Source organism: Oceanibium sediminis (genome assembly GCF_003265325.1).
Taxonomy (GTDB): domain Bacteria; phylum Pseudomonadota; class Alphaproteobacteria; order Rhodobacterales; family Rhodobacteraceae; genus Halovulum; species Halovulum sediminis.
Genome location: NZ_QGNX01000007.1, coordinates 98,728 through 125,266 on the forward strand (window position 1 = coordinate 98,728; position 26,539 = coordinate 125,266).

Here is a 26,539-nt window from a genome sequence, read left to right on the forward strand (position 1 = left end):
AATGGTATTCTGCGTTCAACGCCCATGGCGCGATCGTGCGGGGGATTTGCGTTGCCCCCCGTTTCAGTTCGAAAATCTCTGGCTTCGTTCATTCTCGCTTTTGCTCGCTCGCTTGGTCGTTGCCGCCCTCGCAGCCGTCGGCGAGAAACTCGCCAATGATGCGCAAGAAGTGATCCGGCTGCTCGAGATGGGCGATGTGACCGCACCCGGGCAGGATGCACAGCCGCGCGTCGGGGATTGCGGTGAACTGCGTGACCAATGTCGAGACGGAGATCGACCGATCACGATCGCCCGAGATGACCAGAACGGGCATCTTCAGATCGCCAAGCTCAGCGCGGATGTCCCAGCCCTCGACCGCGCGCAACGCAGCCGTGACGCTCTCGGACGTTGCTCCGTTCGCCGCGTGACGACACAAATCGATTTGCGCTGGCTCGGGGGGCTTGGCAAACCATTTGCGGATATTCGCCTCTGCAACGACCATCAGGGGCTCGGCCTGTAGGCGCGCGATCGTGCCGGTAAAGGGTTCGAAACGGTCCGTATCCTGCGCGACCGGCTTGGTGGCATAGTTGATCAGTCGCCCGACCCGCCGGGGCCCCATCAAGGCGATTTGCTGCGCCACCATGCCGCCCATCGAATAGCCGACCAGGTCGAAACGCTCGATGTCGAGTTGATCCAGCAAGTCCAGGACAAGCTTTGCCTGACAGGGGATGTCGGCCGGGACGGTATGCGCTCCGCTTCTGCCGAAGCCTGCGAGATCCGGGACCACGACGCGCCGCTGGTTCCGAAAGGCATCGATCACCGGCTGCCAATATACACTGCTGCCGAACAGGCCATGCACCAAGACAAGTGCTGGACCTTCGCCAACATCGGTATGCGCAATCATGTCCGCACCTGCTTCGCGCTGCCTTTCGCAACCGGCCACAACACCCTTGCCACGAGACAGAAGATTACCACCGCACCACCGATCAGGTTGACGAGCCAGGCATGTACGAACGCACTATGCGGGATGAGAAGTGCCAGTCCAGCGGCCCCATAGAGCAGGCGTCCAGCGGTTCTGAGCGGCGCACGGGCGTAGCCCATGATCGCGGCTGAGACCAACCAGACTCCCGCCAGTGCCGTGACGGCTGTCAGGACGATAATGTGTGCCGGACCTTCAAGCAGGAGTTCTGGTGAATATACGAACAGGAACGGCACTAGGTAGGCTGCCCAACTCAGCTTCATTGCCTCAAAGGCCGTCGGGACCGGCTTGCTCTTGGCGATGGCCGCACCCGCGAAAGCCGCAATTGCGACGGGCGGAGTGATCATCGACATCATGCCGAAATAGAGCACGAAAAGATGCGCCGATATCAGCGGAACGCCGAGTTCGGTAAGTGCCGGAGCTACCAGCGTTGCCAGGAGGATGTAGACCCCGACAGTCGGCAACCCCATGCCGAGCACGATGCAGAGCATCGCGGCAAGAACCAGCAGCAAAAGCAAGTTACCTGCCGCGAGGTCCACGAGCGCCAGTGAAAGCGCGAAACCCAACGCCGAGATATTGAGGACGCCAATGATGATACCGGCCGCGGCCGAAACCATGATAAGCGGCAACAGATCCCTGCCGGTGTCACGAAAGATGGACCAGAGCGCGCTGGGTGACGGTCGCTTTCCGCGATAGCCGAACACCGTCCAGAGCACGAAGAGCGCGGCGGTTGCCACCAGTGCCGCGCGTTGCGGCGCCTCGTTCATGGCGAACATGAGCCAGAGCAGGACTGCGAAGGGAATCGGAAAGTACCAACCTGCCCGCAACGTCTCGGCCAGGGGCGGAATATCCTCTACTGCGACGGGCTCCAGGTCCTGTTTCGCGGCCTTCAGATCGGCCTGGATGAAGATCGCCGCGTAGTAGATGAGCGAGGGAAGCAATGCTGCCCACAGGATGTCTGCGTACGGCCTTTGTACAATCTCGGCCATCAGGAACGCGGCCGCGCCCATGATCGGCGGCATCAGCTGGCCGCCGGTCGACGCAACAGCCTCAATGGCTCCGGCGCTCCGGGCAGAGAAGCCGGCGCGCCGCATCAAGGGGATGGTCATCACCCCGGTGGACACAACATTCGACACTGCGCTGCCCGAAATCGATCCGAAAAGGCTGGAAGCCAGGATCGCGATCTTTGCCGACCCGCCGCGAAACCTTCCCATGAGCGCCATCGCGAGGTCAGTGAAGAATCCCGCGCCGCCGCTGAGGCCGAGCAATGTACCGAACAGCAGAAACGGAACGACGACAGAGGACACGACCTGAAGGGGCAGGCCAAGCATCGCGTTTGAATCGAGGCCGAGAAAGATAGTCATCCGGTCAAGATCGACTTTACGCCCCTGAAGGGAGCCTGGGACGAAATGACCGAACAAGCCAAAGCCAATGAAGAAGATGGCGACGCCTGTCAGCATCCAGCCTGCCGTGCGGCGGAGCGCCTCGAGCACAACGAAGATAAGGATCGCCGCGGGCACCAGCGCATCGAGCCGCCGGTCGAAAAGCTGGTCGATCAGGCGGGGGTACTCAACAGCCACGTAGGCCGTGGTCACAAGCGAGATACCTGTGAGCAACAGGTCGATAAAGAACCGCGCACGTGAGCGGTCGCTGTCACCGGCGAACACGGCAACGAGACTGATGCCCAGCACGACGGCGAGATATTGTTCCGGATACGGGTTCAATCCCAGCGGCCGGTACAGGTTCAGCGTCCACAGGAGTGCGCTCAAGGGGACCAGTGCAGATGACACCGCCGCGACAGAACCGAAAAACTTGCCACGAAACGTCCGGTTTTCCGGCATTACTTCTTTCTCCCTGAAGGTTGCCGCGGCATGCGGGCGTGGGCATTGCCAACTCACGTTGACAATGCCCTGCGCGCGCTCTGTGGCGGTTTCAGTCGCCCTGCCAGACACCGGCCTCGCGGTAGTAAGCCTCGGCACCCGGATGATAGGGCACGCCGAAATCCACCGCGATCTCGGCGGGATCGAATGCGGCAAGTGCGCCGTAGGACTTCACGAGAGCGTCCTTGTGGCTATGGAGAATGCGGGCGATCTCGTACACTACCTCGTCGGGAACATCCTTGTTGGTCAGAAGCACCAGCGGTGTAGAGAGCAGCTCGATCGCCTCGTCGACGCCCGAAGCCTGCCCTGCGGCAAGTTCCATGACGACTGTTCCGGGGGCTGCACGAAGCGCTGCCTCGCGCGCCGCCGGATCCTGCGGAAGGGGCAGCCACCGCAAGCCACCGGTCTGGGTGTGGGCCTGTTGCGCCCCCCCGGAGAGCACGGTCATGACGGTTGCGTCGATGCGGCCGGACACAAGGTCCTGAATACCGCTCATGGCATTGGGTTCCGCAACCGGCTCGACCATGTCCTCGGTAATACCGGCAGCGGCGAGATAGGCGTCGCCCAGCACCTGGACGATCTTCTGCTTGGGATAGCCCCATCCGACACGCTTCCCCTTGAGGTCGTCGAGGGATGCAATTCCGTCTTCGCGGCGCGTCATGAACCCGATCGGAGAGGGCATTAGCGCCGCGACCACGCGCACATTCTCTTGCGGCCCGGCATTCTGAAACATCTGCTCGCCGGTTTGCGCCAACTTGACGACAACGCTCAGCGCCATCGAGAACTCGAGCTCACCTGCGTTCAGCAACGGAACAGTAACCACCGGGCCGCCTTGCGGGGCAACACGAACCGGCAAATCCGAATTGTCAGAGACCACCTTCGCGATTGCCGAACCACCTGCATAGGCCGAAGACCCGGACGGATTGGTGCCAATGCTGAAAACCTGTGCACTGGCCGGCAGGGCCAGGGCGGCCAGGGCGGCAATTCCGGCGAAAAAGGTGGATCTCATTTCGTATTGCTCCTTGTTGGTTTTCTTTATCGGGGCTGATCGCCCTCTATTTCAGCGGTCGTTGCGATACCTCGGCAGAGGGGCGCGCGTTCAGCAGGTCGGTCTCAATCGCCATCTGATCGGCGGGGTAGAGCGCATCGGCAGCGTAAAGAACGACACCGTCGTTATCCCGGACGATACGGTGAATGCGCGCTACCGGGGCACCTGCATCAAGGTCGAGCCATGTTGCGGAATCGATGTCCGCCGTGGTTATCGTTAGGCGCTGTCTCGCGGCCCCGACGCGATCCGGGAAGAGATGCAGCAACGCTGGCAACACTGGCGAGGTGCGGAATCGTTTCGGATCGCGATCGTAGAGCCTCCGATCAAGCCAGAGATGCGTGATGCTGTAGCATCGACCGTCGGGAAGATGGTTGGCGCGCTTGGCCTGCCAGTAGTCGGCCGCCGCCATATCCTCGGCGCCCAGTGGGGCAGAGGCCGGAACGAAGGCTATGTCCTCGGTCCGTGTTTCCAGCCCTTCTATATGCCTGACAAGACTTTCCCAATCATTGGGGATCAGCAGCCATTGTGGTTGTGTCGGCACCCGCGTGACCGTGGTTCCGCTCCCCCGTTCACGGCGGATGTAACCTGACCTCTCAAGCTTCTCGAGCGCAGTTCGGATTGTGATTCTCGAAACACCGAACTCTGCTCCCAGCACCTGAATTGTGGGAAAACGGTCACCGACTTTCCATTCGCCAGCATCGAGTCGCGCCTTCAATAGGTTGTGTACCGTCAGGAAGAGCGGCGCGGATCCGCGTCTGGTAGTAAGAGCACGATCTTGATCAAGTTGTCTCATTTGTATGACTTTAGGAATAATTCTCCACAGGTCAACCCATTGAACTGAACGCTCGAGGAGATGCTGCGGGCGCCGGGAAACTGTGCCGCACAGCTGGCGCTGGAGCCTTTCAATCAGACATCCTCTGAAAAACGACAAAGTTCTGTGGTATACTTTATGCCGAAGCATCGGGAAACGCGGATGGTCAAGACAGCTCTGATAACCGGGGCCTCAAGCGGTATAGGCCGCGGGGTGGCCATCCAGCTTGCTTCGAAAGGCTGGCATATTCTCGCCCACGGGCGCCGCGAGGATGCACTTCGGGAAACACTTGAACTCGTTCAGGCCGCAGGTGGAACCGGGGAATGGTTCGCCGCTGAGATGGGGGACATGAGCGCGGTCGCGGCCCTCGCCGATTGGGCAATGAAGCGCGAACGCCTGGATGCGCTGGTCCATTGCGCTGCCAAGTTCACCTACGGCCCCGTCTCGACGGATCGTTTTGCCGACTGGGATTCATCCATTGACCAGGTCCTAAGGGCGACGATCCGGCTTACCGCACATACCCTGCCCACGATCCGACAGACGGAAGGCGCATTCGTCTACATCTGCGGCCCGACGTCCTGGCTGGGCTGGAAGAACCATGCCATTCATTGCGCCTTGCGGCATGCGCAGGCCGGTTTCGCGAAGGCCCTCTTCGAGGACGTGCGCGAAGATGGCGTGAGGGTCACACTGGTTCATCCGGGCTTTGTCAATACACCGGCAGTCTCCGATGACAACAAGGACCGCTCAAGAATGATCCAGCTTGAGGACATTTCGAGCATGATTTCAGCCGCGATCGAGCTGCCAACCACAAGCTGCGTGACGGAGCTTACCCTGCGCCCCCAAAGATCGCCCTACATCTGACGGGCAGCACTTCAGGACGAGCCTTCTGAACGCGTCCGAGAGGCCAATCCGACCTTTGCCGACAGTGCGCAGGGCTTCGGAAAAAGTCCTGATTGCCGATGGCCCTGCCCTTCGAGAAGATCCCTCTTCCAAAACGTCGTTTGGTCCCGAGCGGGGGAACTGGCGCCTACTGACCGGACCGCGTTCATTAAAAATTGAAATAATTCGTTCGAACGAATTTCAATCCCAGTGTCGCATGGCAGCGCTCATGCCCCGCGGCCCGGAAGCGTGGAGCAGGCAGACGATGACGGCACATTCCAGCCCCAAGCCGGCCCCCAAGACCGAACTGCTCCAAGCTGCGCGGCCGGTGCTGCTGAAAAGCGGCTACTCAGGGCTTTCGACCCGGGTGGTCGCGGCGGTGGCCGACGCAGACACTCTCGTCGTTGACGCGCCAAGGATTGGGCTTGTGACCGCGCTTTCGAGTGACAACTAACATATCCAGAGCCCTGAAATTTTGTTATTATAAATGCCGCCCGGAAGTTTCTCCGGTTTTTTTGGGAGTAGTAAGATGAAAGCTACAATTGGCGGCCTTCTCGCCGCCGCATTTCTGATTACGGTACCTACAGTGGGAATGGCTCACGGCACCAAGGGTGTCATGGAGAATTTTCAGGATAGAGATGGGGCTGGAAACTACCCTGCGAACGGTGGGCACGCCGCAGTCAGCTCCAATCCGACCACGAAGGATAACGGTGCGCACGCCGGAACTCCCGACCAAGCCGACCCAAAGGGTTTGGAAGGCGAGTAAGGGACCAAGCACATTTCTGAAGGTGGCCGCGCCTGTCATGGCGTGGCCGCTTTTTTTGCAGCCAGGGATGAAGGCCAGAAATGACAACAGCCCCGTGAGCCTCGCTCAAGGGATAGGAGATGCCGCGAGGTGCCCCGCCACGGCCAAATTACGCCGCAGCGGCGCGCGGCTGGCGCGTGTGTCGGATTCATGGGGTGGCAGGTGCTGTGCCGAAAGACCGCATCCATCGGACCAGGCCCGCCCTGGGTAGGGCGGATACTTCGAAAGCTTCATAAGGCGAATGACGGACGAAGGTCCGAACGGAGAAATCCTCTGCACCCTGCAGGAGCCTCAGATCTCACGTGATATCAATCACGGCTCGGATCTGAAGTTGTAGGAGATCTCGAGCCCCTTAACCAATTCATCGATCACCTCTACAGGGTAGAACCTCTTTGAAAGATCCTGCGTCACCTGGGCCCGGAAGTTCGGCCGCAATTCTTCGAGCTTTGCCAGCGCGCTCAGCGTGGCATCCCGGTTTCCCGCATGCGCATTCGCCGCCACAACGTAGAGAACCGAAAGATAGTAACCGGGATCAAAGCTCAACTCCGCCTCGATCAGCGCGGTCTGATAGTCCTTCCGGCGCAGCGCATCCAGGACCGAGGAAGAATGCCAGACCGGCGGATGCCCGGGCGACATGGCCATTGCGCGTTTCTGAAGCGCCTGCCCCTCTTCCCACTTTCCCGAAAGCGACAGGTAGTGGGCGAAGTATGAAATCACGTCAGCGTCATTGGGGTTGATCGCGATTGCCTTGCGCCCGGCCGCTTCGAAGGCGTCAAGGTCCCGGCGGAAATACTCGACAGCGGCGAGCACGCTATAGCTCGTCGAGCTTTCCGGCGCCACTTCCACGCCTCTGAGGGCAGCAGCATGGGCGCGCTCCAGCGGGTCGTATTCCTCGGGCCGCCGATTGAAATCGCTCTTCAATTCATCAAGGTAGATCTGCGCCAGGCTGCTCCAGACTTCGGCGTAGCCGGGCGTGGTGCGCGCGGCGCGTTCCATGCAATGCCGGATTTCCCGATGCGCCCCCGCCGATCGGGCGGCCTGGTAATTGTGGTAGCGAAGAACACACCGATATGCCGCCCGGCTTGCGCCGGTTTCTGTGGCCGATAGTTCGAGACGCGAGATCTTTCCGCGCCGTCCGGCCAACACCCGGGCGATCTTGTCGGCGATATCCAACTGGGCCGAGTAGAGGTCCTGCTCATCGTCCGGCGGGCCGAATTCGTCGACCCAGACCACCGCGCCCGACGGGTAGGAAATCAACTCGATGTCCAGCCTCGGTCCGGCCTTTCCGTTCAGGACATAGCCGGAAAGGCGGTAATCGGCCCCCGACGCGGGCGCCTTCAGGTCCGGGCCTGTCCGCTGCCCGTCCCGGGTCACGGCATCTTCGCGGGACACGGCCACGACGTTCTGGAACTTGGCAAGGCGGTTCACGAGGTCCGCCGTCAATCCGAAGGCGAGCGGCTCATTCTCGGGACTCTGGCTTTCGAACGCGGCGATCACCACCCGGGGCAGCGCAGGTGACTCCGTACCCGATCTCAGGACCGTGCCGCCGACCAGCACGACCAAGGCGGCCGTTGCCGCAACCTGCACCCAGCCAAGGTGAAACACTTTCGAAATCCCGGCGCGGAGGGTATGCGCCTCTCCATCGGGCACTTCACGGCGCGTGAATTGCGCGACATAGGCGCCTTTCGGAATGCTGATGACGACCGGGTCCGACTTTCCTTCCGAGGCATAGTATTGGTTCAGCCGCCGCCGCAAACGCCCGAGTTCCACCCGGACGGCGGACAGGTCGTCTTTCGCCAGAAGGTCTATTCCGAAAACATCCTCGGCCAGGTTCTTGCCGAGCAGCTTGTCTAAATCACCACCAAGTGTCCTGGCGACGATGTGGGACAACAATTCCTTGAGACGGTCTGAGCGAGCGAACGCGTCGCTTGCATGGATCGAAGCCAAGGCCCGGCGGACATTTTCTTTACTAGCTTCGATCAATACGCGCCTCCTCCCCATAGTGAATTCAGCGATGTCACTCAGAACAGGTGATCATCATAGCATGTCCGGAGGGCTCGATTGAGAAAAGAATTCTGGCCGAACCTCGGCCGGGGAAAGCTTCAACTTCCCTACGTCGTATTTCCGGACGCAAGGACTTTGGCCCGCCTGAAGCCGCTGCGGAGCGCACCAGCCCATGGCGTCCGCCAAGGACCAGGGCAGAAATTCAATCCCCTGTTTTCATTCGACCTTTCTTGAATCGGCTACCGTATCACACGGCCCGCAACGTAACCGGCATCGGCTGCCCGGGATAAAGTTCACCCCGGAAATCATCGTTGTCGGAGGTCCTGTGAACGAAAAAGCGTCATCCGTTACGGCGTTGCTGGACCGCAGGCGAGAGTTGACCGGTTTGATCGGCTCCTGGGCCGAGGATTCGGATTTCCAGGAACTGTGCTCAGACGCCCTGCTGCTTCTTGGCAGCATCGAAAAGGCAGGCAGCCGGCGGGCGAAGCTGGATCTGTTGCGCCTGCTCCACAAGCTTTACGCGGAACTCGACGAGTATCTGGTCAATGAAAAGAGGCCAGGCACGTGACACGCCGAAACCACCGGCCCGCATCGGCGTCGCCCTCATCTGATCAATTCCCCAAATGAGCGGTACTCGCGTTGCAAGATTTATGTCAGGCCAAAAATGCTTAACGCTCTGAACTTCATTATTGGCTGCGTATTGGTAGGGACGACAGCAGCCATATACTCGATCTCTTTTGCCGCGATAATCTATAATGGGGATTTGGGCGCCTTTCTCGACCGCGGCATAGGGCTGACGTTGATCGGCGCTTCGATCATGGCGGCAGGCGGCGGGTTGCTGTTTTCGGTGTCCGGTACGGTGTCCCACCCGCAGGACGTGACCGCCGTAATGCTCGCCGCATCGGCGGTCAACATTACCGCACATGCACAAACCTTGGGGCCCGAGGCCCTGTTCATCACGACCGCGGCGCTGGTTGCATTGACCGGGCTCTGCGCCGCCATCGCCGCAACGGTGCTGGGCTACTGTCGGCTGAGCAGGGTGTTCGAATACTTCCCCATATCGGTCATGGGCGGATTTCTGGCCGCGACCGGATACCTGTTGCTAACTGGTGCGATCAGCATGCTGCTGAATCGAAAGATTTCTTTGCGCGACATCCCCGGAATCTGGTCTGCGTCGGAACTGCACATCTGGCTGCCCTGGATCGCCATCGGGGTACTGTACGTGGTGCTTTCCAGAACCGTGCGGTCCCGCTACGCGTTGCCGGTGGCGGTCATCACGACGCTGGCCGGTTTTTATGTTGTCCTTGCAATCTCGCCGGCGCAGTTGAGTGATATGCGAAACGCAGGTCTGCTCCTCGGCCCCTTCCCGAGGGAGGGGCTGTTGAGGGGATATGACGCGTCCCTGTTGGAGTACATTGCCTGGCCGCTTGTGCTGCAGGAAAGCCCGATGATCGTCAGCGTCGCCGGCATGGTGATCCTTGGCGGGTTGCTGAATCTGCACGGCCTGCATCACGTTACACGCAAGTCCGTAGATCTCGACAACGACCTCAAGGCAATAGGGGTTCTGAACGCCGTATCTTCGATTTCCGGCGGCCTGGTCGGGTATCCGGCGATCAGCACGACCATCCTCGGCTGGCGGCTGGGCCTGAAGGGACTGGCGGCGGCCATCAGCGCATCGGTGATCTGTGTTTCCCTTGCGCTGTTCGGAACCGACGTGTTGGCGGTGCTGCCGAAGGGCCTTTTCGCCGCTATTGTCGCCTATCTTGGCCTTGATCTGCTGTACTCCTGGCTCTGGCTCGAATGGAAACGCCACACGCTGTGGGAGTTCGCGATCGTCGTTGGCATTCTGGTGACGGCAGCGTCCATTGGCATCCTCGAAGCGCTGGCACTGGGCCTGTGCGCCGCGATGTGTGGCCGGTTCATATTCGGGAGCCGGCTTGTGACCAAGAGCGACCTTTAGACCAACGAAGTGCGCTTGGAAGGTGCCGCCAGACCGATGCGAGCCAGCTTGGAGCTAGGCCAATGTGGCTATCGGCCATGCCGCGCCAAGAGCGCGCCATAACGCCTTTCCTTGCCATGGCCTTCATGCTCTCCATGTTCAGCGCCCGATTTGCCTGTCTTGCCCCGCGACCGGCCCGGCCAGTGTCATCGCTTTCGCAGGATCTGCGAGGGTGTCTCGCCATAGATGTCGCTCTAAACCTTCGCGAAGCGGCCCATATGCGTGAATCCGCAATTCAAGGCGATATTGGTGACCGAAAGCGACGGGTCCGGTGTCATCAAGGCGAGGCATGCGCTCCTAGCCATTCGTCGTCTTCACCTCGATCAGGCGCGGACAGCTGTCCGGAGCGAAGCAGCCGATGTCGTAGCGCGCACCATCGCCGTCTTCCTCCGATACCCATCGCACCTTGCGCCAGATCATCGCGGCCCGCTAATTTCAGGGCTGCAAGCTCGTGAGTCAGGACGCGTTCCTTGCCAAACGCCATGTCAGCCGACAGCTGCGGCTCACCTATCTCGCGCCGGGGGTCATCAAGCGCTTGGTCAACAAGCGCGAGGTGCCCGCCGTGACCCCGTTGAAACCGACCTATGTCGCGGCCTTGCCGTGGCACGGACAGCCGGAGCGGGTGATCGACTGAGGCTCAGTCAATGCTCGCCCGAAACGCGGTCGCGGTCAGTGAAACGTGGGTATCAAGCGGCGGGTGCAGCTCGAACGCCTTCGGCTCGCGTGAAAAATTCCAGAGCCGAAACAGGCGTCATTCCGACCGGCGCTCCTCGGCCCGGCCAGTTCGTTGCGGGTGATGAGTAAGAGCGTGCGCTCCCATCCGTTCGTCTTCTTGACCTCGATCAGCCGGGGCAGACCGTCCGGGGCGAAACTTGCGATGTAGTAAGCCCGCCCCATCGCCATTCTCCTCCGACACCCAGCGCGCCTTACGGGCCAGATCGTCCCATCCTGCCGAGCGTAGACCCCTTCTGCGTCAAGCGCCCGGTTTCCGAAGGGCGGATGGCCCTGCCAATGCCCCTTGAAACAAAAAGAAAAAAAGGCCCCAATCGAGGCCCCTGGACGGATTGGCATCTGAATGCGGCGGAGGGAATAGGCCAAACGCCAAACCTTCTGCGGCCCTTATAGCTTTGATATTGCGTAATTTAAACCAGACGCCGCGAGCCAGCCCCACACCGAAACGCCATCAGACGAGCGCGATGTCGGCCCCGCCTCTTTGGGCCAGGAGCGAGTTCTTTTGAGCCGAAGTACTCTCCATTCTTACTAGGACCTCCATCGATAGCAGATCGACGTTCGTTCCGATGAACGTGCCTGCTACCGGCGTGACCTGCGCAATGTTCCGGGCCACAGCGAGCGGTATCAAGTTTCCGGACCCGACGCTCCGGTTTGTTGGATCGAAGGCAATCCAACCAGCACCGGGGATAAATATTTCGACCCAGGCATGTGTAGTTCCTGAACCCGCCGACCCGACGAGGCCTGTTTCGGGATCGGACAGATAGCCGGAGACGATGCGGGCCCCCAGGCCAAGACGGCGGGCTGCCTCTGCAAGCAGGACAGCGAAATCGCGGCACGAGCCCCATCCCCGGTCGAGTGTCTCGATTGGCGACTGGGTGCCTTCGTCGTCGCGGCTTTGGTAGGAAATCTGCGTGAACACGCCATTGCTGATGTCCTTCAGCAGAGAAAGCGTGTCGGTCGGGCGCGCCATGACAAAGCCCTCGATCCATCTGGCAAGGCGGCCTTCGACGTCGCCGTATTGCGGTACCGTCAAGGCACCCAGGTCCGTCCATTCGTCGGCGGCGTAGACAAAGGGGTACTGGGCGGCCGAGGCAGCGATGGCAAAGACCGGCCAGGCTGGCGCGGTCAGTTCCACGCTGGCGCGGCTTTCGATCACCAGATGATCTGTCGGACCGTCAAAGACGGCGGTGGCGATCGCGTTGCCGGCCACATCATGCGCCCAGGTTAAGGTCGCCGTCGGTGTAATGGACATCTCGTGGGAGAACAGACGCAATTCCCGCGTTTCGCGGGGACGTAGCATCAACTTGTGCGGTCCTAGAGAGACCGCCTGACGGTACCGGTAGGTTGTGGTGTGAACGATGTCGAGGCAGGTCAAAATGGGCGTCCAGTGTGGTTCGAGGAAGACGGCACGCACGTCGATGCGGATCAGCGGCGGCGAGATGAACCGGGGTTGACGGGCACGGCGTTTCGCCACGCGTTCAACCCCTTGCAGCGCCGACAGATCCGCTCTCCGAAACCTTCGCTCCAGAACAAGGTTTCGCACCGCAGGCAATGGCGTTCCTGCGGAACGTCGCGCCGGGCCCTTACGGTCACAATGTTTGGCATTGCACCTTTGGCCATGGCCTGGTCCGTCATCAAATCTGTCCCGCTAGCTAAGTGGCGGCTGCGCGATCGCGACAGTGTTTCCGATCTTGAAGGCATTCCTTCGTTTTCGGCGGCCCGGATTGACGCATCGTCCCGCGTCCTTTGGGGGGTCGTCGCCAACGCCGGCACATTCAGATCGGGATCAGGCGTCCCACGCTCGGAATAGAGATGTCGCAAATGCGCCTCGGAGACTCCGTCAGCCTTCATCACGAGACGCACCATCGGATCTGCCAGCATTTCCTCGAGAAAGAAGTCGGACAACGCCTTGCCCGTCAGCTTGTCCTTGGCGCGTGCGTGGTCCAAGTCGGCAAGCGAAACGGTCAGAGTCCGCGCAAGTCCGGGATGCGAGATCCGGGAATGAAGCTTCACCAGAACGGAGGCTTTCCAGGCTGCGGGATCCTGTTGATCCGGGGGGGACACCAACTCCGTTTCGATCTCGTACTCCCCTGCTGGGAGCGTCTCGGCAAAGCTTGAAACGGTGAACGGTCCGGCGAAAACCGCGACGGTCTTGCTCGTCAGATTTTCCATCGGCGTGATCCTCTCCCTTGTTCCTGCGGGTGGACCGCGCCCCCCCTTTGAGGACGGGGCGCGCAGCCTGTGTAAAGCTCAAGATGTCTTTGACTTCACTGGCGATTCCTCGCCGGCGGGCTTGGGCTTGTCCTCCCTGACTGGGTTCTTCGCCGTCTCCGCGCGCTTTGGCATCAGTGCGGCAGCAGCCCCAGTGGTCAGGTCCTTGAAGGACATGTCATCGATCTTTTGAATCGCCGGCACCAACTCCTAGTCCATGTCGCACCGGGGTGCTTGGCATCCGCACTACATATATGGGGACTGGCGCCCCGATTTGCGATGGCGCGTCGAAAAGGATGCCAAGGTCAGTCAGGCCAATTCATCAGTCCAGACCTTGAATTCCGTCAAGGTGCTCTGGCCGAACGTCTGAGTCAGAGGGACATCGGCGGCATCGCGGCCGCGCGCGATCAGGATTCTCGCATACTTCGGCTTGTTGTTCCGTGGGTCGAACATGTGCCATTCACCGGCAAGGAACACCTCCATCCACGCGGCAAAATCCCCGGGCGGATGAGGGAGAGGTTCACCGATGTCGCTCAGATATCCGGTGCAGTAGCGTGCCGGAATGTTCATGCAGCGACACAAGGCGATGGCGAGATGGGCAAAGTCGCGGCAGACACCCTGGCGCTCGGACAGGGTCTGCGATGCGGTGCGTGTCGCCTTCGCCTGCATATAGTCGAAGCGGACATGCCCTTCCACGAAATCACAGATCGCCTGAACGCGAGACCATCCGGGTTCAGTGGTCTCAAAAAGGCGCCATGCCTCCTCCGACAGTAGGTCGGTATCGCAATACCTGCTGCCCTGCAGAAACACGAGCGTCTCGAATGGCAGATCCTGAACCGTGTGCTGATGAGCGTCCGGATAGCTGGGATCAGGTTGGCCCGTGTCGCGGAAGATGCCATCCGTCGACAGGCAGAAGTCGCCTGCCGGCGCCAAAAGGCGCGTACACCAGTTGCCGAAGCCATCCCGGTAGCTTTCGAGTGGTACGCTCGGCGACGTCACGAGAAAATCGGCACGCTCCAGATCGCTAAAACGTGAGTAGTGAACGTTTAGCAGCGCGATCATCGGTGTCGGCTGAGGCAGGCTGTATTGCAGACGACACCCTATGCTGACACGCATGCCGGAGACTCGGTCGCGCATGGCACTGTTGCTATTATCTTCCAAGGATACACACCCCTTCGGATAGCCGGAATCCCCGATCGCAGCTCCAGCGGTTGCCAGATTGCTCGAAATGGGCGTTTTTAGGCAGATCAATGACGATACAGGCGCCGCTCAGCGGCTCAAACCCACGCTCACAGCTCCAGCCCGGTCCATTGGATGTCTGATCAAGAAAGGCGTTTTCAGGCAGGGTAATAGCGTCACACCGGTCGCCGATCTTGACGAAGCCTCTCTCGCAGGCCCACGCGGCGCCGTAGCTTGCGTTCGTCCGGTAGCCGTTCTGCGGCACGAAGATCGGGAGGCAGGCCCCCGCATTCGAGGAATAACCGCGATTGCATTCCCAACCCGTCCCCGAGGTATCTTGTGTCAGATAGGCATGCTCGGGAAGAACGATGGGTACGCACGCCTCGCGCTCCTGCCGGAAGCCGCGTTTACATTGCCAATCGTAGCCTGAAGATCGAAGGAAGGAGTTGGCGGGCACCGGAATGGGATTGCAGGACGTCCCGCTCACCTGCTCATACCCACGACCGCACGCCCAGCCCGGCCCAAAGGAGCGCCCGGTGGGATAAGCATTGTCAGGGATTGCGAACGCCAGGCATTCTTCGCCTTCCAGCCGATAACCAAGATCGCAGATCCATCCGCTACCATAGCTGCGCGCCTGAGCATTCTGAGGTATCGGGCCGCTGCCATCCTGCGCAAAGACAGGGAAGGCCAGGGACGCGACCAAACCGGCGACGAACGCCAGCTTCGAGATCAGCCGCTTCAGCGGTTGCTTCGTCGGTTTGTTGCCGCCTACACGTCTTTCAGGATTGGTAGCCTCCGACGTCGGCGCCAGCAGATTTTCCGCGTGTATTACGGCCGGTTCCGCCGGATGTGAGTTGGCGTTAGTGTTCATCGCTTAAAGCTCGAGCGCCGCGAGACAGGCTTGCGCGATGTCGCGGTCCGGAGCGTCGGTTCCCGGAACCGTCGCCCAGCCTAAGGCCATAACAGCGTCCCGCCGCTGATATGTCGAGGCGGCCCGGATCTTTTCCAGCTTCTCTGCCCTTGCGGGGTCGGAGCGTGCCATGTCGAGGCAGACCGGTACCATGGAGGCGACAACGTCGTCTCTGGACATCGCCATCGCTCTGTCGTTCGCGGCTCCGCCAGTTACCCAGCCGCCCCATGTGAAGCCGATGACACCGACGCATACCGCGCCGATCAGCGCGCCATATATCCCAGGTTTGAGCCATTCGGGAGTGTTCATGTTCTATCCTCCTGCGGGGAAAGCGCCGCCGCGCTATGTTTGTTCTTTTCGGTCGTGGCCGCATCCCGGCTCAGCGCCTCTTTCAGGTCGCGCTCGGAAATCGCTCGTAACTCAGTACGTCCCGCATGACTGCCCCTGCCGTGCACCGTCAGAAAGGTCGCAGTTCGCCGATATGCCTCGAAGGTCAGCCCCTGGAGAAGCTCCTCTTCGACAAGCACTTCGTAGTCGCCCGCGGGCAAATCGCCCGGGTATCCTGACAGGGTGAACGGGTTCGAAAACGTCACCGTCGATCTGGTCGACCGCATGTTCATACAAGGTCTCCGCAATGCAGGAAGATCCGTCGCTCACGATTGTTGAAGGCCGCTCTGATCACAGGCCTGAACAGTCGAACGATTTCTCCAATTGTACGTCGGAATGGTTCAGCTGGCGCTGACACATGTTAGTCCCGGCCACCGAACCGGTTGCGAACTCAATGGGGACAGTTGCCAGCACTGACCTGTGTAAGGGCGCTGGGACTGACCTGCGCGTATCCTTAGCGAAACAGGGACGATTTGCGTTCCTGCGTCGAAGGAATGGAATGACGATGGTCGAACCTAATGTTCTCAACTCACACCCGCCCGAATTCGAGCGATTTCTCTATGCCGCGGTCGGCGAGGACCGGAACGGATATGTCGTGACGGTCCTCTCCACGCTCGCGCGGCTCGGCCTCGATCCATGGAAAGAAACCGCTGAACTGGTTACGCTGGGGCGCGATGCCGCGCGAGCGCGTTTGGGAACGCTGCTTGCTCGATTTCGGGATGTTCCCTCGCTCGCAAGCGACTACGGCAGAGTCGCACAAGACCTGAGCCAACTGCTTCCCGAACGCCAGACGTCAGGCGGCCTGAAACGAGCAGCCTCGACGATCACCGGCGCCCGCCCGGGCCCAAGCGGAGCGATCTGGACTGTGCTCGCGATCATCTTTGCCCTGTTTCAATTGTTCTTGTTTGGTGGGTCGGGGTCAGGTGAATGACCCTTTCCATCAAGAAAGAAGCCGCATCGGCCCATGCAGCGAACCTCGTCGGCACCCTGTCCCCGAATGAACGGGAGATTCTCTGGGACATGGAGGAACACTTCTGGACCAACGGGGCCGACAGCGCGAGGGCGACAACTGCGACCAATGCCGTGATGATCTTTCCCTATCCGCCCGGCATTCTCCAGGGTGACCAGATCTGGACCCATCTTCGGCGGAGGACCGGCTGGCATTCCGTGGTCATGGCCGAACGGCGCACGACACGGTGCGGTGACATCGCCATACTTACATACCGTGTCTCGGCACAGAAGCCCGACGTGCCGATCTTCAAGGCGCTTTGCGCCTCTACATACCTTCACGACGAGGGCAGATGGGTGAGACTCTCACACCAGCAAACCACTGTGACTTGAAGTGCGTTTGGTGCTGTATCAACCGGGGCAGGCGTCTGCATGCAGCCTATCACCCCGCGGCCAGCATACCTATTCGCTCCGGGCGCTGACGGGAATCCGCGGTGGTACGTGCTGGGACTGCCCTGCGTCAGTGCGGCGAGGCGCTGACATGGACTAGGTTAGAACGGCCCGCTGAATACATGGTGGCGCAGGTTTCCCAGTACCGGAGAAGCGTTCGGGCATGCCGCCCCCCAACTGGTCGTCATGTCGGCACCCTTCATGTTCTCGGAACGTCCGTGAAAAGACAATTCCAATGACTCCCGAACCGAACAGGACTGCCGGGAAGATGACGTCCGTAAAGGCCGCGTGGGACAAGACGCCCACTGGTCCGCAGAAGGGTCCGTTGCTCAAGCACTACCAGGCAGCCGAGTAGGCAAACACGGCGAAGAACGACGTCGAGACCAACGAGGAACTCGATGCGGCGACCCGCGCTCTCGCGTGACCTTCGGCGTCTGACGTGAACACTGGGGCCGCCTGCCGAGCAAAGGAAGGTGGCCCTATCATTTTAGAAGCGGCCCGGTCTGGTCCAGATATTCTGGATTGAACTCGGCAAGTTCCACCAGCCCGCCATAGTCGTGAAACGTCACACGGCCGTCCCGAAAGGTCACCAGCTCACTCTCCCGAAGCTGCCGCAGGACCCGGTTCACATGGACCGCGCTCAGCCCAAGCGTATCGGCGAGGTGGTACTGCGTCAGCGGGCAGTCGAATCCTTCCTTGCTGCCGACCCCTACCAGGGCAAGCCGCGATCCCAGCTCCAGTAGGAAATGCGCCATGCGGGCGTCCGCATCACGTCGACCGATCCCGACAAGATGCTCCACGACCATCGCCTCGTCCCTTGACGCCGCCCAGAGTATGGCGGTTGCTAGGCGAGGGGTCTGCGCGAAAGCCTCAAGAAGGTCGCTCGTCATCACTTCGGCAGCCTCGATGTCGACGATGGGTTCGAAACTGTGATCGGAAGTGCGCAACAAGATGCTCCGCAACCCCAGAAAATCCCCCGGCACCTGGAAATCGACGATCTGCCGCGTCCCGTCGGCCTGCAGCTTGTAGGAACAGACCCAACCCGAGGACAGAATATAAGCGGACTGAGCCGACTGGCCCTGATGCACCATGTCACGTCCTGCGACAAAGGAGCGGCGACGCTGGTGCAGTCTCTCAAGCACGGCCAGTTCAACCTCCGACAGCGCGACGAAGGCCGAAAGCTTGCGGGTCAGTGGGCTGTGTTCAACTGGTCTCATGGGCCTCCTGGTGTGTCGTGCCCCAAGAGCAGAAATCGGCCCGGACACTGCTCTGGATCAGTCCAGCATAGTGCACTTCCTGCGAGAAGTACGGATGTATCTGAACCTCACCTTCCCCGGGGATCACGATGCCAAGAAGGGAAACCCAGATGTCCACGGCGCGCGAACATGCAGGCCAAGCCGCCCTATCAATCTGCGAGGCGCTCCTGCTTGCCATGAACGATCGCGGTTTGCTGCCGGAGCACGAGATCGTGGGGGTTCTTCGCGACGCGGCGGCGACCCACGAGAACGCCGTTGGCACCGAACCCGAAATGGAAAATCACCGGGCCGTCGCAGAATTGATCAACGCGATCATCGCTGGCGGAAACTCGGTTCGACGCTCGTGACACGCTACCGCGACGGTGTCGATCCGTATTCTCGGAGTAGAAACCGAACAGGATACCGCCGCCTTGCGCGGACTGCAGCTGAGCATTCGACCGGGTCAGCTCCGCCAACGAACCTCGACAAGGAGCACGTCGATGTCATTCACCCCACTACACGACCGGGTTCTCGTTCGCCGCATTGAAGGCGACGCGACGACCAAGGGCGGCCTCATCATTCCCGATACCGCCAAGGAGAAGCCCCAAGAAGGCGAAGTCGTCTCCGTTGGCGCCGGGGGAAGGCGCGACGACGGCGAGCGCATCCCCATGGATGTCAAATCCGGCGACCGGATCCTCTTTGGAAAATGGTCTGCGTCGGAGGTTAAACTCGATGGCGACGACCTTCTGATCATGAAGGAGAGCGACATTCTCGGCGCGATTGCCTGAGTCCGTAATCTTTAACTGCAACCTCAGTCTCAGGATCTCACACCATGTCTGCCAAGGAAGTTCGTTTCAGTACCGACGCCCGCGATCGCATGCTGAAAGGCATCAACACGCTGGCAAATGCCGTCAAGATCACCCTCGGCCCCAAGGGCCGAAACGTCATTCTCGATAAATCCTACGGCGCTCCCCGCATCACCAAGGACGGCATCACGGTCGCAAAGGAGATCGAGCTATCGGATCATTTCGAAAACATGGGTGCGCAAATGGTGAAGGAGGTGGCGTCTCGCACCAACGACGAGGCTGGCGACGGCACCACAAGCGCGACCGTTTTGGCCCAGGCCATCGTCAAGGAGGGCATGAAGGCGGTCGCCGCCGGCATGAACCCGATGGATCTGAAACGCGGAATCGACAGGGCCGTGGCCGCAGTGGTGGCCGAGATCAAGACCATGTCCAGACCGGTCGGTGATAGCGACGAGATCGCCAAGGTCGGGTCCATCTCGGCCAACGGAGAAGCCGAGATCGGTCGACAGATTGCTGACGCGATGGCCAAGGTCGGAAAGGAAGGCGTGATCACCGTCGAGGAAAACAAAGGGTTGGAAACCGAGACCGAAGTGGTCGAAGGCATGCAGTTCGACCGCGGCTATCTGAGCCCCTATTTCATCACGAATGATCAGAAAATGATCGTCGAGCTGGATGATTGCGTTGTCTTGCTTCACGAGAAGAAGCTGACCTCTCTCATATCCATGGTGCCGCTGCTGGAGGCTGTTATTCAGGCCGACAAGCAACTGCTGATCGTGGCCGAGAACATCGAGGGCGAGGCGCTGGCGACGCTGGTCGTCAACAAGCTGCGTGGCGGGCTAAAGGTCGCTGCCGTCAAGGCGCCCGGCTTCGGAGACCGCCGCAAGGCTATGATGGAAGACATTGCTGTTCTGACGGGCGGTCAGGTTATTTCCGTGGAAATGGGCACAAAGCTGGAGAATGTCACCATGGACATGCTCGGGTCCGCCAGAAAGGTCACGATCACCAAGGATGACACGACGATCATCGACGGTGCGGGCGGCAAGGACGCGATCGTGGCGCGCGTCACGCAGATTCGCGCGCAGATCGAGGAGACCAATTCGGACTACGACAAGGAGAAGCTGCAGGAACGGCTGGCCAAGCTTGCCGGCGGCATTGCCGTGATCCGGGTTGGCGGGCTCACCGAGATCGAGGTGAAGGAGCGCAAGGACCGCGTCGAAGATGCACTCAATGCAACCCGCGCTGCGGTCCAGGAAGGTGTCGTGCCCGGCGGCGGCGTGGCCATGGTTCATGCCGGCAAGGTGCTGGCAACGCTGAAAGGCGGGAACAGCGATCAAGATGCCGGCATCAAAATCGTCCGCCGCGCGATCCAGGCACCGCTGCGCCAGATTGCCGAAAACGCAGGGGTCGATGGGTCAATCGTTGTCGGCAAGGTGATCGAGAACGACAGCCCGAGTTTCGGTTTCGACGCGCAGGCTGAAGAATATGGCAACATGCTGAAGGCCGGTGTCATAGATCCGACAAAAGTCGTCCGGATTGCACTCGAAAACGCTGCGTCTATTGCCGGGCTATTGATCACGACCGAAGCTATGGTCGCGCAGAAGCCCGAGAGGGCCGGCGCCGGCAGCGAAATGTCAGACATGAGTGGAATGATGTGAATTGCCAAGGCCTGGGGGCAGGACCGTCCGGGCGTGATATAAGAATCTTGATCGACATGAAATCTGATCAATTCGTCAGAAAAATCCGGAACCAGGAGCAACTGAAATGACCAAAGGTGACAAGCAACGCGGCAACCGTGAAGCGAAGAAACCCAAGAAGGTAAAGGAGAAGGTCGTTGCGACAGCCGACTTCACGAAGGGCAAAGCCCTGACCAATCTTGGCGAGCACAAGAAGAAATAGGCAGCGGGCCAAGTGCTCTTCCGTCACTGGACATGGAGCCAGGTGGCAGCGAGAGACGCGGCGACTTGCTGCATCGGGCAGCCTCTGGCCCGCACAAAGATACGTTGATGAGTTGCCGGAGAGACCGCGCGACACGCGTATTTGATCAAGAAACAGCGAGTTAGCAAAGGCATTCCCACGCCTGATCTCGCATCACAGCGTAGTCGCTCTCCATTTCCGCGATCACCGGTCCCTCCGGCAGTAGGGCCAGTTCTTCGGCCACCCGGCCCTGGAACTCGCGGCTGTACTCGACCACTGGCGGACACGCCCTTGGACCACCGCCGTCAGAACTGACCGTCGCGCATCCGCTCAGCCAGATCGTCGCGAGAGCGAGGGCGACGTGCCCACCTAGAACATTCGTCGTTGGGCCTCATGGGTTCTTTCCATGGTATCGAGCTGTTGTGCCAGACGCCCGGCACGTTCCCCGGAGCGGCGCAGCGTCAGCGGGAACAGAAGGATCGCGAGGGCGATGACACCGTAGCGGATCGCCGCGCGCGTCTATGCCGATCCGGCGAGCATGGCCAATAGCCCGCCGATCACCGCAGCCCCCGGCGCCAGTCGTCGAGACGCGCACAGATTGTCACCGCGATCTCGCCGAGCGCCACGGCGATGAGCACCCACCGCAGAGTGTCGAGATACGGGACGAGCGGCAGGATGGCAGGATGGCGGTCTGGGTCTCGGCGAGCGTCGCGACGCCTGCCGCGCCGCCACCTTCAGCTCTTCCGCGAAGGCGGCGGCGTTCTTGGTGACAGTCACCCTGAGCGACACACCGCCCTTGCCGGCCCTCCTGATCGCCGCGGCCCGTTGGAGGTTACCCAGTTCACCCCTCGCGCTTTGGCGGCCGCCAGTGCCTCCTTCGTGCGCCGGGAGATCGCCTCCCGCTCCTGCTGGGCCACCATGGTCATGATTCCCACAGTCAGGTCGTTCGCCTCCGGCATGTCGCAAGCGATGTACCTGACGCCACTGTCGCGCAGCGTCAGAAGGAAGGCAGCGTTCCGGCTGAGCCGGTCGAGCTTCGCAATGACCAGTGTCGCCCCCGTGAGCCGCGCGTGGGTCAGCGCCCCCTGAAGCTGCGGCCGGCCTCGACCTCGGTGAAGCGCGCGAGGACTGTGGCGCCGCGCTCTATGGCGAGGCGTCGATCGCCCTGCGCTGAGCCGCCAACCCCAGCCCCGACTTCCCCTGCCGGGCCGTGGAGGCCCGCTCGTAGGCGACAAATCGGGCTGCTGCCATGGGGCGTACAAACCTGCGTAACGTTGGTTGCGCAGCTGTGTCCGATACTCGTTGGGACTAGTGTAGCGCTGCAGTCGACGCTGGTTTCTTGGCCTGGACATGGATTTCCGCTTTGAGCCCTTTTCTGCACGATGCTGTGCCGCGTTCGAACGGAAGCATGGCGGGGCAATCCGGACGTTCGGTGAGTGCGCGCTAGGCGTATTCCTGACCCTACCGGGATATTTGGAGAAGGGCCTGACGGGAAGCCAGACAGATGAATTTTATGCCCATCGGTGGCCAAAGACTATCATTTGACGCCGACGAGCTTGTCATAAATCAGGGCTCCAATGACGGGTCTTGCCCAGTATCCCACATCTTCCGCTTTATTGGTTGCCGCGATCCTGCCGGAACAAACCCAGCTTCTCCTGCGCCACGCGGTCGGAATAGCTGAACAGAACCGACTCGCTCTCCGCCTCATGGGTTACCCAGGCCCAGCTCGGCGCGACGAAGATATCCTTCGGCCCCCACTCGAACTTCTCTCCACCGATGGTGGTGTGCCCCCCGCCCTCGACGCAGACATAGATCGTCGCGTCCGTGGACCGGTAGGCGGCCGATTTGAACCCCTTCGGCAGCAATTGCAGGAAAGCCGCGATGGTCGGCATCGCGTGTCCGCCGTCGATCGGGTTCACATAGCGCATTTTCAGCCCGTGGCAGGGGTCCCATTCGCCCTGCGCCTTCATCCGCTCCAATGCCTCGCGCGACCGCGCATAGGGGTAGTTGAAGATCGGAGAGGCCAGCTTCTCCTGTTTGTAATCCACCGGCAGCATGTTGGCGCCATAGCGCGCTAGGCTGTCCCCGGTTTCCCGGCTCACCGGCTGCTCGTCGTCGCCGTAGCCCTCGGCGAACGAAGCGTCGAAATGGCTGACGATGGGGATGTCGAGGCCGTCGAGCCAGATCATCGGCGCCTCGGTCTGGTTGCCGTGATCGTGCCAAGCGGTCGGCGGGGTGATGACGAAATCGCCATACTCCATCATCGTACGCTCGCCGTTCACCGCGGTGTGGGCGCCCGATCCGTCCAGCACGAAGCGCAACGCCGACTGGCTGTGCCGATGGGCCGGCGCGACTTCGCCCGGCATTACCAGTTGCAACCCTGCATAGAGCGAGGTGGTGATCTTCGACAACCCGCGCAGCCCCGGATTCTCCAGGATCAGCACCCGCCGCTCCGCCTCCCTGGCGGTGATCAGCCCGCCCGCCTCCATCAGGTATTCCCTTGCGGCGTCGAACTTCCACAGATGCGCGCGGCAGTCGCTCTTCGGCTCCGGCGTGATGATGTCAGACATCACCGCCCAAAGCGGGGTGAAGGCCTGCTTGTCGATCTTGGCGTAGAACGCCAGCCGCTCCGGCGTCTCCTCGGGCCTGCGTGTCAGGGACATGGGGCTTCCTCCTCAGGCGCTCAGGCCGTTGCCACCATAGATCCACAAAAGCTGGTCGAACCAATCCTCGGGCGACATGCCGGACATCACGTGGTTGCGGACCGCCGCCTTGGCGTCGTCCGGGTGATAGATCCGGCATTCCCCATTTGACGTTCCTTCCGCGAGGCTACAGCCGCCAAAGGTGACTTTCCAAGCGATTTCTGTCTCCAGCCCTCTGGCAAAGGTGTGTGCCGGCCGCGAAGAGTGGCCGAGTGTGCTGGCCCTGGCGGTGCTTCCGGAGTCTGTGGAACGTCTGTCAAATTCCAACTAGAAGGAAGAACTTTAGCACTGGAGTTCGATGGAAAGATGTCCGCGCCTGATGCTGTGGACGGCTCCTACTCCGGCATTGCGATGTACCAAGTTGCGGTGGTTAATCAAGAACGGCAAATTTCGCTTCTTGGCACTTTCTTGACTTAGCCTCAAAGGCAGAATTCGGGACCGAACCGGACATCTGAAATATTGCTCAAATGGCGACTTCGTCCCGCAGTGCGGCCATTCACTACCCGGATCTTTCATGCCAATGCAGTCCGCAACGCGGGTCCTTCACTTGGCGGACGCGCTGGAAAGCTCATGGCGTCGCCGCTCATTCGGCCAGCCACTCAAAGCTTGTCGGCATCCTCGATGATGATTGGCGCGCGGGTGATGCGCGGCCCGTCGGGATGCACCGAAGGCCGGCTTCCGATGGTGTGGGTTTCCTTGTCTTCAGCCCCTTCCGGCGGGTCTGTCCCCTCGTAGGTGGTCACGAACTTGATCTCAGCGGCTCCGCAATGCCGCCGTGCTCGGGCCCCAGCGCCAGTCGCTGGCATGCCGAGGGGCTGAGGCCCGGCTCCGCCATGTAGCGCCCCATCAGTTCCGGCTGCTTGTTGGAGATCGAGAGCCTGAAGGATTGCTGCACGTAGCCCGAGGGCGTCTTCAGGATGGTTGGCGTCGCCTTCAGCTTCTGCTCTGCCTCGACCCAGCGCCCGTAGCACTGGCGGTAGGCCGCCAGCGCCCTCGGTGACTTCGGGGCGTTGCCATCGCGGCGTGCGAAGGGCTTGCGGCCTTTGGCCTGAAGCGACAAGTAAGTAGGCCATGACCAAACCCATCGTCCGGAAACAGCGCTGCGCCGTCTACACCCGGAAATCCTCCGAGGAAGGGCTGGAGCAGGAGTTCAACTCGCTCCGCGCTCAGCGGGAATCCTGCGAGGCCTTCTTCGCGAGTCAGCGGTCGGAGGGCTGGCTTGGCCTTCCAAAGAAACGCAGCCTAAATGGGGAATCGGAGCGGCATCAAACCCTGACAGGTCCAGATCGGCGGTGCGCTCGCCTCTCCGGTCAGCCGGTCGTGGAAGGGGTATTGGCAACGACGGGCAGCGTGATGGCCTAGCCGACACCCAAGATGCACATACCCTTGCGCTTCTCGATCATCCGTACATGTTTATGGCGCTTGGCGTGGCGCAGGACCTGCACGACCTTGAAGACCGCAGAGTTCCTGAGCGCCGAGTCCGAGATATCCAGACCACGCTCCGCCATGACGCGTTCCGCAAGTTCTCGGGTCGTTAGGTCACCGTCCACTCCGAGGTGCCGTACGCAGATGTCCGCTATCGCGCCATTCTTGTAAAACCCATGGCTCACGATATACCGCGCGCGCTGGCGCTCCGGTGCAGCGAAAAGCTCAACCGTCGCATTCACATGCGCTAAATCCTGCTTCCCCGCCGCGATCTGGGCTTCGTAGGCCTTGATCTGCCCCAGGAACTCGGCCGCTTCTAGGTGAGGTGTCAATGAGCGTTCAAAGTTGACCCGGTTTCAGCGTTTGATTTTGATCCGTCGTTGGGGTGGCAAAGCCTACAGGCGGGCGGCCCTCACATAGCTAGTCTGCCTGCTGGCGTTCGCGTTGTAGTCAGTTGCGTTGACACCACCGCGGAACCGGTCAGCCCCCCGTTTCAACCGCCTGCGACATGGCTCTGATCGCCCCCATGGCCGCCGACCGCAGAAAGCCCTGATCCGAACTCAGTATGAACGCCGTAGATCCCGCGTTGGCCTGGGTCGATGCGTCCTCTGGCGACCCGGGCAGGATGGCCACCGGCCGACCGGCACGGAGCGCAGCCTTGTGGATCCGGTCCGTTGCTTCGCGCACCCTGCCCACGACATCGTCAGACCCGGCATAGGCTGCGCCCAGGTCACCGCGTCCGATGAACACGCCGTCCAGCCCCTCGACCGCCAGAATATCGTCGATGTTATCAACCGCCTCGGGATCCTCGACCATGGCGATGATCGTCACGCGGCTGTCTTCACTGGCCATGTGTTCTGCTTGGCCCGCGCGACCGAAATCGCCTGCGCGGGTGGTCGGAGAAAATCCGCGCCTGCCGCCGTGATACCGGCCTGCCGCCACGATGGCGTGCGCCGTCTCTGCATCGGTCACATGGGGCACCAGAACGCCGTCCGCCCCACAGTCCAGGACCGATAGTATGTTCTCTGCGGCCCCGCTTTGCACCCGGACGATTGCGGCCAGACCGGCGGCACGACAGGCCAGAATGATGCGATCCGTCGTTTCGCGGCTGAACGGCGCATGTTCTTCATCGACCACGATGAAATCATATCCGACGCTTCCCATGATCTCTGCCGGCATGGTTGCTGGCACCTTCAGGAAGGTCCCGAAGAGCACCTCTTTTGCCGTGAATCTTTCCTTGAACCTTTGCTCCATTT

General features: G+C 60.9%; 29 protein-coding genes and 4 pseudogenes. 12 read left to right on the forward strand and 21 right to left on the reverse strand.

Features of this window, described 5'->3' with window-relative positions; translation table 11 throughout:
• Nucleotides 1-88 precede the first annotated feature (88 nt).
• The 4 genes from DJ029_RS17070 to DJ029_RS21785 all read right to left on the reverse strand — a co-directional run bounded on the left by DJ029_RS17070 (nt 89) and on the right by DJ029_RS21785 (nt 4,679).
• On the reverse strand, nt 89-883 hold the full coding sequence (locus tag DJ029_RS17070; protein WP_112323714.1) for an alpha/beta fold hydrolase: 795 nt from the start codon (nt 881-883) through the stop codon (nt 89-91).
• Entirely contained in the window at nt 880-2,799 is a 1,920-nt protein-coding gene (locus DJ029_RS17075) for a TRAP transporter permease (RefSeq protein ID WP_112323715.1), read from the reverse strand. The genes DJ029_RS17070 and DJ029_RS17075 overlap by 4 nt, the downstream gene beginning before the upstream one ends.
• Nucleotides 2,800-2,890: 91 nt before the next feature.
• A complete protein-coding gene (locus tag DJ029_RS17080; protein WP_112323716.1) occupies nt 2,891-3,847 on the reverse strand; it encodes a TAXI family TRAP transporter solute-binding subunit in 957 nt (318 codons plus the stop codon).
• A 46-nt stretch (nt 3,848-3,893) separates the two neighbouring features.
• On the reverse strand, nt 3,894-4,679 hold the full coding sequence (locus DJ029_RS21785) for a GntR family transcriptional regulator (protein ID WP_198671180.1): 786 nt from the start codon (nt 4,677-4,679) through the stop codon (nt 3,894-3,896).
• Between the two features lie 60 nt (nt 4,680-4,739).
• On the opposite strand from DJ029_RS21785, the gene DJ029_RS17095 reads away from it, so the two are divergent.
• Nucleotides 4,740-5,558 (forward strand): SDR family NAD(P)-dependent oxidoreductase, encoded by an 819-nt coding sequence (locus tag DJ029_RS17095; RefSeq protein WP_112323717.1) that lies wholly within the window; start codon nt 4,740-4,742, stop codon nt 5,556-5,558.
• 283 nt (nt 5,559-5,841) lie between these two features.
• Nucleotides 5,842-6,030: a hypothetical protein gene (locus tag DJ029_RS17100; protein ID WP_157966419.1), complete on the forward strand. Its 189-nt coding sequence runs from the start codon at nt 5,842-5,844 to the stop codon at nt 6,028-6,030.
• A gap of 663 nt (nt 6,031-6,693) precedes the next feature.
• Here DJ029_RS17100 and DJ029_RS17105 read toward each other — a convergent pair.
• The gene (locus DJ029_RS17105; protein WP_112323719.1) at nt 6,694-8,271 is read right to left on the reverse strand and encodes a tetratricopeptide repeat protein; all 1,578 of its coding nucleotides are present in this window, start codon (nt 8,269-8,271) and stop codon (nt 6,694-6,696) included.
• A 286-nt stretch (nt 8,272-8,557) separates the two neighbouring features.
• On the opposite strand from DJ029_RS17105, the gene DJ029_RS21790 reads away from it, so the two are divergent.
• Both DJ029_RS21790 and DJ029_RS17115 read left to right on the forward strand, forming a co-directional pair.
• Nucleotides 8,558-8,953, forward strand: a complete 396-nt coding sequence (locus tag DJ029_RS21790) for a hypothetical protein (protein WP_157966420.1) — start codon at nt 8,558-8,560, stop codon at nt 8,951-8,953.
• A gap of 96 nt (nt 8,954-9,049) precedes the next feature.
• Complete coding sequence (locus DJ029_RS17115) at nt 9,050-10,345, forward strand: SulP family inorganic anion transporter (RefSeq protein WP_112323721.1); 1,296 nt, start codon at nt 9,050-9,052, stop codon at nt 10,343-10,345.
• A 339-nt stretch (nt 10,346-10,684) separates the two neighbouring features.
• Here the strand turns inward: DJ029_RS17115 and DJ029_RS17120 are convergent.
• Nucleotides 10,685-10,859: pseudogene (locus tag DJ029_RS17120) on the reverse strand (protein NO VEIN domain-containing protein); the annotation flags it as partial.
• Here DJ029_RS17120 and DJ029_RS17125 point away from each other — a divergent pair.
• On the forward strand, nt 10,836-11,018 hold the full coding sequence (locus DJ029_RS17125) for a hypothetical protein (RefSeq protein ID WP_232823124.1): 183 nt from the start codon (nt 10,836-10,838) through the stop codon (nt 11,016-11,018). The pseudogene DJ029_RS17120 and the gene DJ029_RS17125 overlap by 24 nt on opposite strands.
• A 3-nt stretch (nt 11,019-11,021) precedes the next feature.
• Here DJ029_RS17125 and DJ029_RS22165 read toward each other — a convergent pair.
• The 7 genes and pseudogenes from DJ029_RS22165 to DJ029_RS17155 all read right to left on the reverse strand — a co-directional run.
• Nucleotides 11,022-11,354 (reverse strand): annotated as a pseudogene (locus DJ029_RS22165) (protein NO VEIN domain-containing protein); the annotation flags it as partial.
• A gap of 213 nt (nt 11,355-11,567) precedes the next feature.
• Nucleotides 11,568-12,590: a transglutaminase family protein gene (locus DJ029_RS17135; protein WP_232823118.1), complete on the reverse strand. Its 1,023-nt coding sequence runs from the start codon at nt 12,588-12,590 to the stop codon at nt 11,568-11,570.
• Nucleotides 12,542-13,288: a hypothetical protein gene (locus tag DJ029_RS22170; RefSeq protein WP_232823119.1), complete on the reverse strand. Its 747-nt coding sequence runs from the start codon at nt 13,286-13,288 to the stop codon at nt 12,542-12,544. Before DJ029_RS22170 ends, DJ029_RS17135 begins: the two co-directional genes overlap by 49 nt.
• A gap of 348 nt (nt 13,289-13,636) precedes the next feature.
• Nucleotides 13,637-14,443 carry a transglutaminase-like domain-containing protein gene (locus DJ029_RS17145; protein ID WP_112323760.1) on the reverse strand — a complete coding sequence of 269 codons (807 nt, stop codon included), beginning with the start codon at nt 14,441-14,443 and terminating at the stop codon, nt 13,637-13,639.
• Between the two features lie 34 nt (nt 14,444-14,477).
• Nucleotides 14,478-15,377 carry a hypothetical protein gene (locus tag DJ029_RS21795; protein ID WP_157966421.1) on the reverse strand — a complete coding sequence of 300 codons (900 nt, stop codon included), beginning with the start codon at nt 15,375-15,377 and terminating at the stop codon, nt 14,478-14,480.
• A 3-nt stretch (nt 15,378-15,380) separates the two neighbouring features.
• On the reverse strand, nt 15,381-15,725 hold the full coding sequence (locus DJ029_RS17150) for a hypothetical protein (RefSeq protein WP_112323722.1): 345 nt from the start codon (nt 15,723-15,725) through the stop codon (nt 15,381-15,383).
• Complete coding sequence (locus tag DJ029_RS17155) at nt 15,722-16,036, reverse strand: hypothetical protein (protein ID WP_198671181.1); 315 nt, start codon at nt 16,034-16,036, stop codon at nt 15,722-15,724. The genes DJ029_RS17150 and DJ029_RS17155 overlap by 4 nt, the downstream gene beginning before the upstream one ends.
• A 266-nt stretch (nt 16,037-16,302) precedes the next feature.
• Between DJ029_RS17155 and DJ029_RS17160 the strand changes: the two genes are divergently transcribed.
• Nucleotides 16,303-16,734 carry a hypothetical protein gene (locus tag DJ029_RS17160; protein WP_112323723.1) on the forward strand — a complete coding sequence of 144 codons (432 nt, stop codon included), beginning with the start codon at nt 16,303-16,305 and terminating at the stop codon, nt 16,732-16,734.
• The gene (locus DJ029_RS17165; protein ID WP_232823120.1) at nt 16,731-17,144 is read left to right on the forward strand and encodes a hypothetical protein; all 414 of its coding nucleotides are present in this window, start codon (nt 16,731-16,733) and stop codon (nt 17,142-17,144) included. Before DJ029_RS17160 ends, DJ029_RS17165 begins: the two co-directional genes overlap by 4 nt.
• Nucleotides 17,145-17,683: 539 nt before the next feature.
• Here the strand turns inward: DJ029_RS17165 and DJ029_RS17175 are convergent.
• On the reverse strand, nt 17,684-18,418 hold the full coding sequence (locus tag DJ029_RS17175) for a Crp/Fnr family transcriptional regulator (protein ID WP_112323724.1): 735 nt from the start codon (nt 18,416-18,418) through the stop codon (nt 17,684-17,686).
• 149 nt (nt 18,419-18,567) lie between these two features.
• Here DJ029_RS17175 and DJ029_RS17180 point away from each other — a divergent pair, with 149 nt between their 5' ends.
• The 4 genes from DJ029_RS17180 to DJ029_RS22425 all read left to right on the forward strand — a co-directional run bounded on the left by DJ029_RS17180 (nt 18,568) and on the right by DJ029_RS22425 (nt 21,138).
• On the forward strand, nt 18,568-18,804 hold the full coding sequence (locus DJ029_RS17180; protein WP_112323725.1) for a hypothetical protein: 237 nt from the start codon (nt 18,568-18,570) through the stop codon (nt 18,802-18,804).
• A gap of 132 nt (nt 18,805-18,936) precedes the next feature.
• Nucleotides 18,937-19,224: a co-chaperone GroES gene (locus DJ029_RS17185; protein WP_112323726.1), complete on the forward strand. Its 288-nt coding sequence runs from the start codon at nt 18,937-18,939 to the stop codon at nt 19,222-19,224.
• 44 nt (nt 19,225-19,268) lie between these two features.
• Nucleotides 19,269-20,897 carry a chaperonin GroEL gene (gene groL / locus DJ029_RS17190; RefSeq protein ID WP_112323727.1) on the forward strand — a complete coding sequence of 543 codons (1,629 nt, stop codon included), beginning with the start codon at nt 19,269-19,271 and terminating at the stop codon, nt 20,895-20,897.
• A 106-nt stretch (nt 20,898-21,003) separates the two neighbouring features.
• Nucleotides 21,004-21,138: a hypothetical protein gene (locus DJ029_RS22425; RefSeq protein WP_258165098.1), complete on the forward strand. Its 135-nt coding sequence runs from the start codon at nt 21,004-21,006 to the stop codon at nt 21,136-21,138.
• 575 nt (nt 21,139-21,713) lie between these two features.
• Here the strand turns inward: DJ029_RS22425 and DJ029_RS22485 are convergent.
• The 5 genes and pseudogenes from DJ029_RS22485 to DJ029_RS17225 all read right to left on the reverse strand — a co-directional run.
• A pseudogene (locus DJ029_RS22485) lies at nt 21,714-21,892 on the reverse strand (YcbK family protein); the annotation flags it as partial.
• Between the two features lie 37 nt (nt 21,893-21,929).
• A complete protein-coding gene (locus DJ029_RS17210; protein ID WP_232823121.1) occupies nt 21,930-22,508 on the reverse strand; it encodes a recombinase family protein in 579 nt (192 codons plus the stop codon).
• 261 nt (nt 22,509-22,769) lie between these two features.
• On the reverse strand, nt 22,770-23,819 hold the full coding sequence (gtdA, locus tag DJ029_RS17215; protein WP_112323728.1) for a gentisate 1,2-dioxygenase: 1,050 nt from the start codon (nt 23,817-23,819) through the stop codon (nt 22,770-22,772).
• Nucleotides 23,820-24,457: 638 nt separating this feature from the next.
• Nucleotides 24,458-24,601 carry a hypothetical protein gene (locus DJ029_RS21800; RefSeq protein WP_157966422.1) on the reverse strand — a complete coding sequence of 48 codons (144 nt, stop codon included), beginning with the start codon at nt 24,599-24,601 and terminating at the stop codon, nt 24,458-24,460.
• Nucleotides 24,598-24,918 carry a P27 family phage terminase small subunit gene (locus DJ029_RS17225; protein ID WP_232823122.1) on the reverse strand — a complete coding sequence of 107 codons (321 nt, stop codon included), beginning with the start codon at nt 24,916-24,918 and terminating at the stop codon, nt 24,598-24,600. Before DJ029_RS17225 ends, DJ029_RS21800 begins: the two co-directional genes overlap by 4 nt.
• A gap of 11 nt (nt 24,919-24,929) precedes the next feature.
• On the opposite strand from DJ029_RS17225, the pseudogene DJ029_RS17230 reads away from it, so the two are divergent.
• Nucleotides 24,930-25,079: pseudogene (locus tag DJ029_RS17230) on the forward strand (recombinase family protein); the annotation flags it as partial.
• Between the two features lie 137 nt (nt 25,080-25,216).
• On the opposite strand, the gene DJ029_RS17235 reads toward DJ029_RS17230, so the two are convergent.
• Nucleotides 25,217-25,615, reverse strand: coding sequence for a hypothetical protein (locus tag DJ029_RS17235; RefSeq protein WP_112323731.1), 399 nt, complete (start codon nt 25,613-25,615; stop codon nt 25,217-25,219).
• Between the two features lie 148 nt (nt 25,616-25,763).
• Complete coding sequence (locus tag DJ029_RS17240) at nt 25,764-26,537, reverse strand: HpcH/HpaI aldolase family protein (RefSeq protein WP_112323732.1); 774 nt, start codon at nt 26,535-26,537, stop codon at nt 25,764-25,766.
• Nucleotides 26,538-26,539 lie beyond the last annotated feature (2 nt).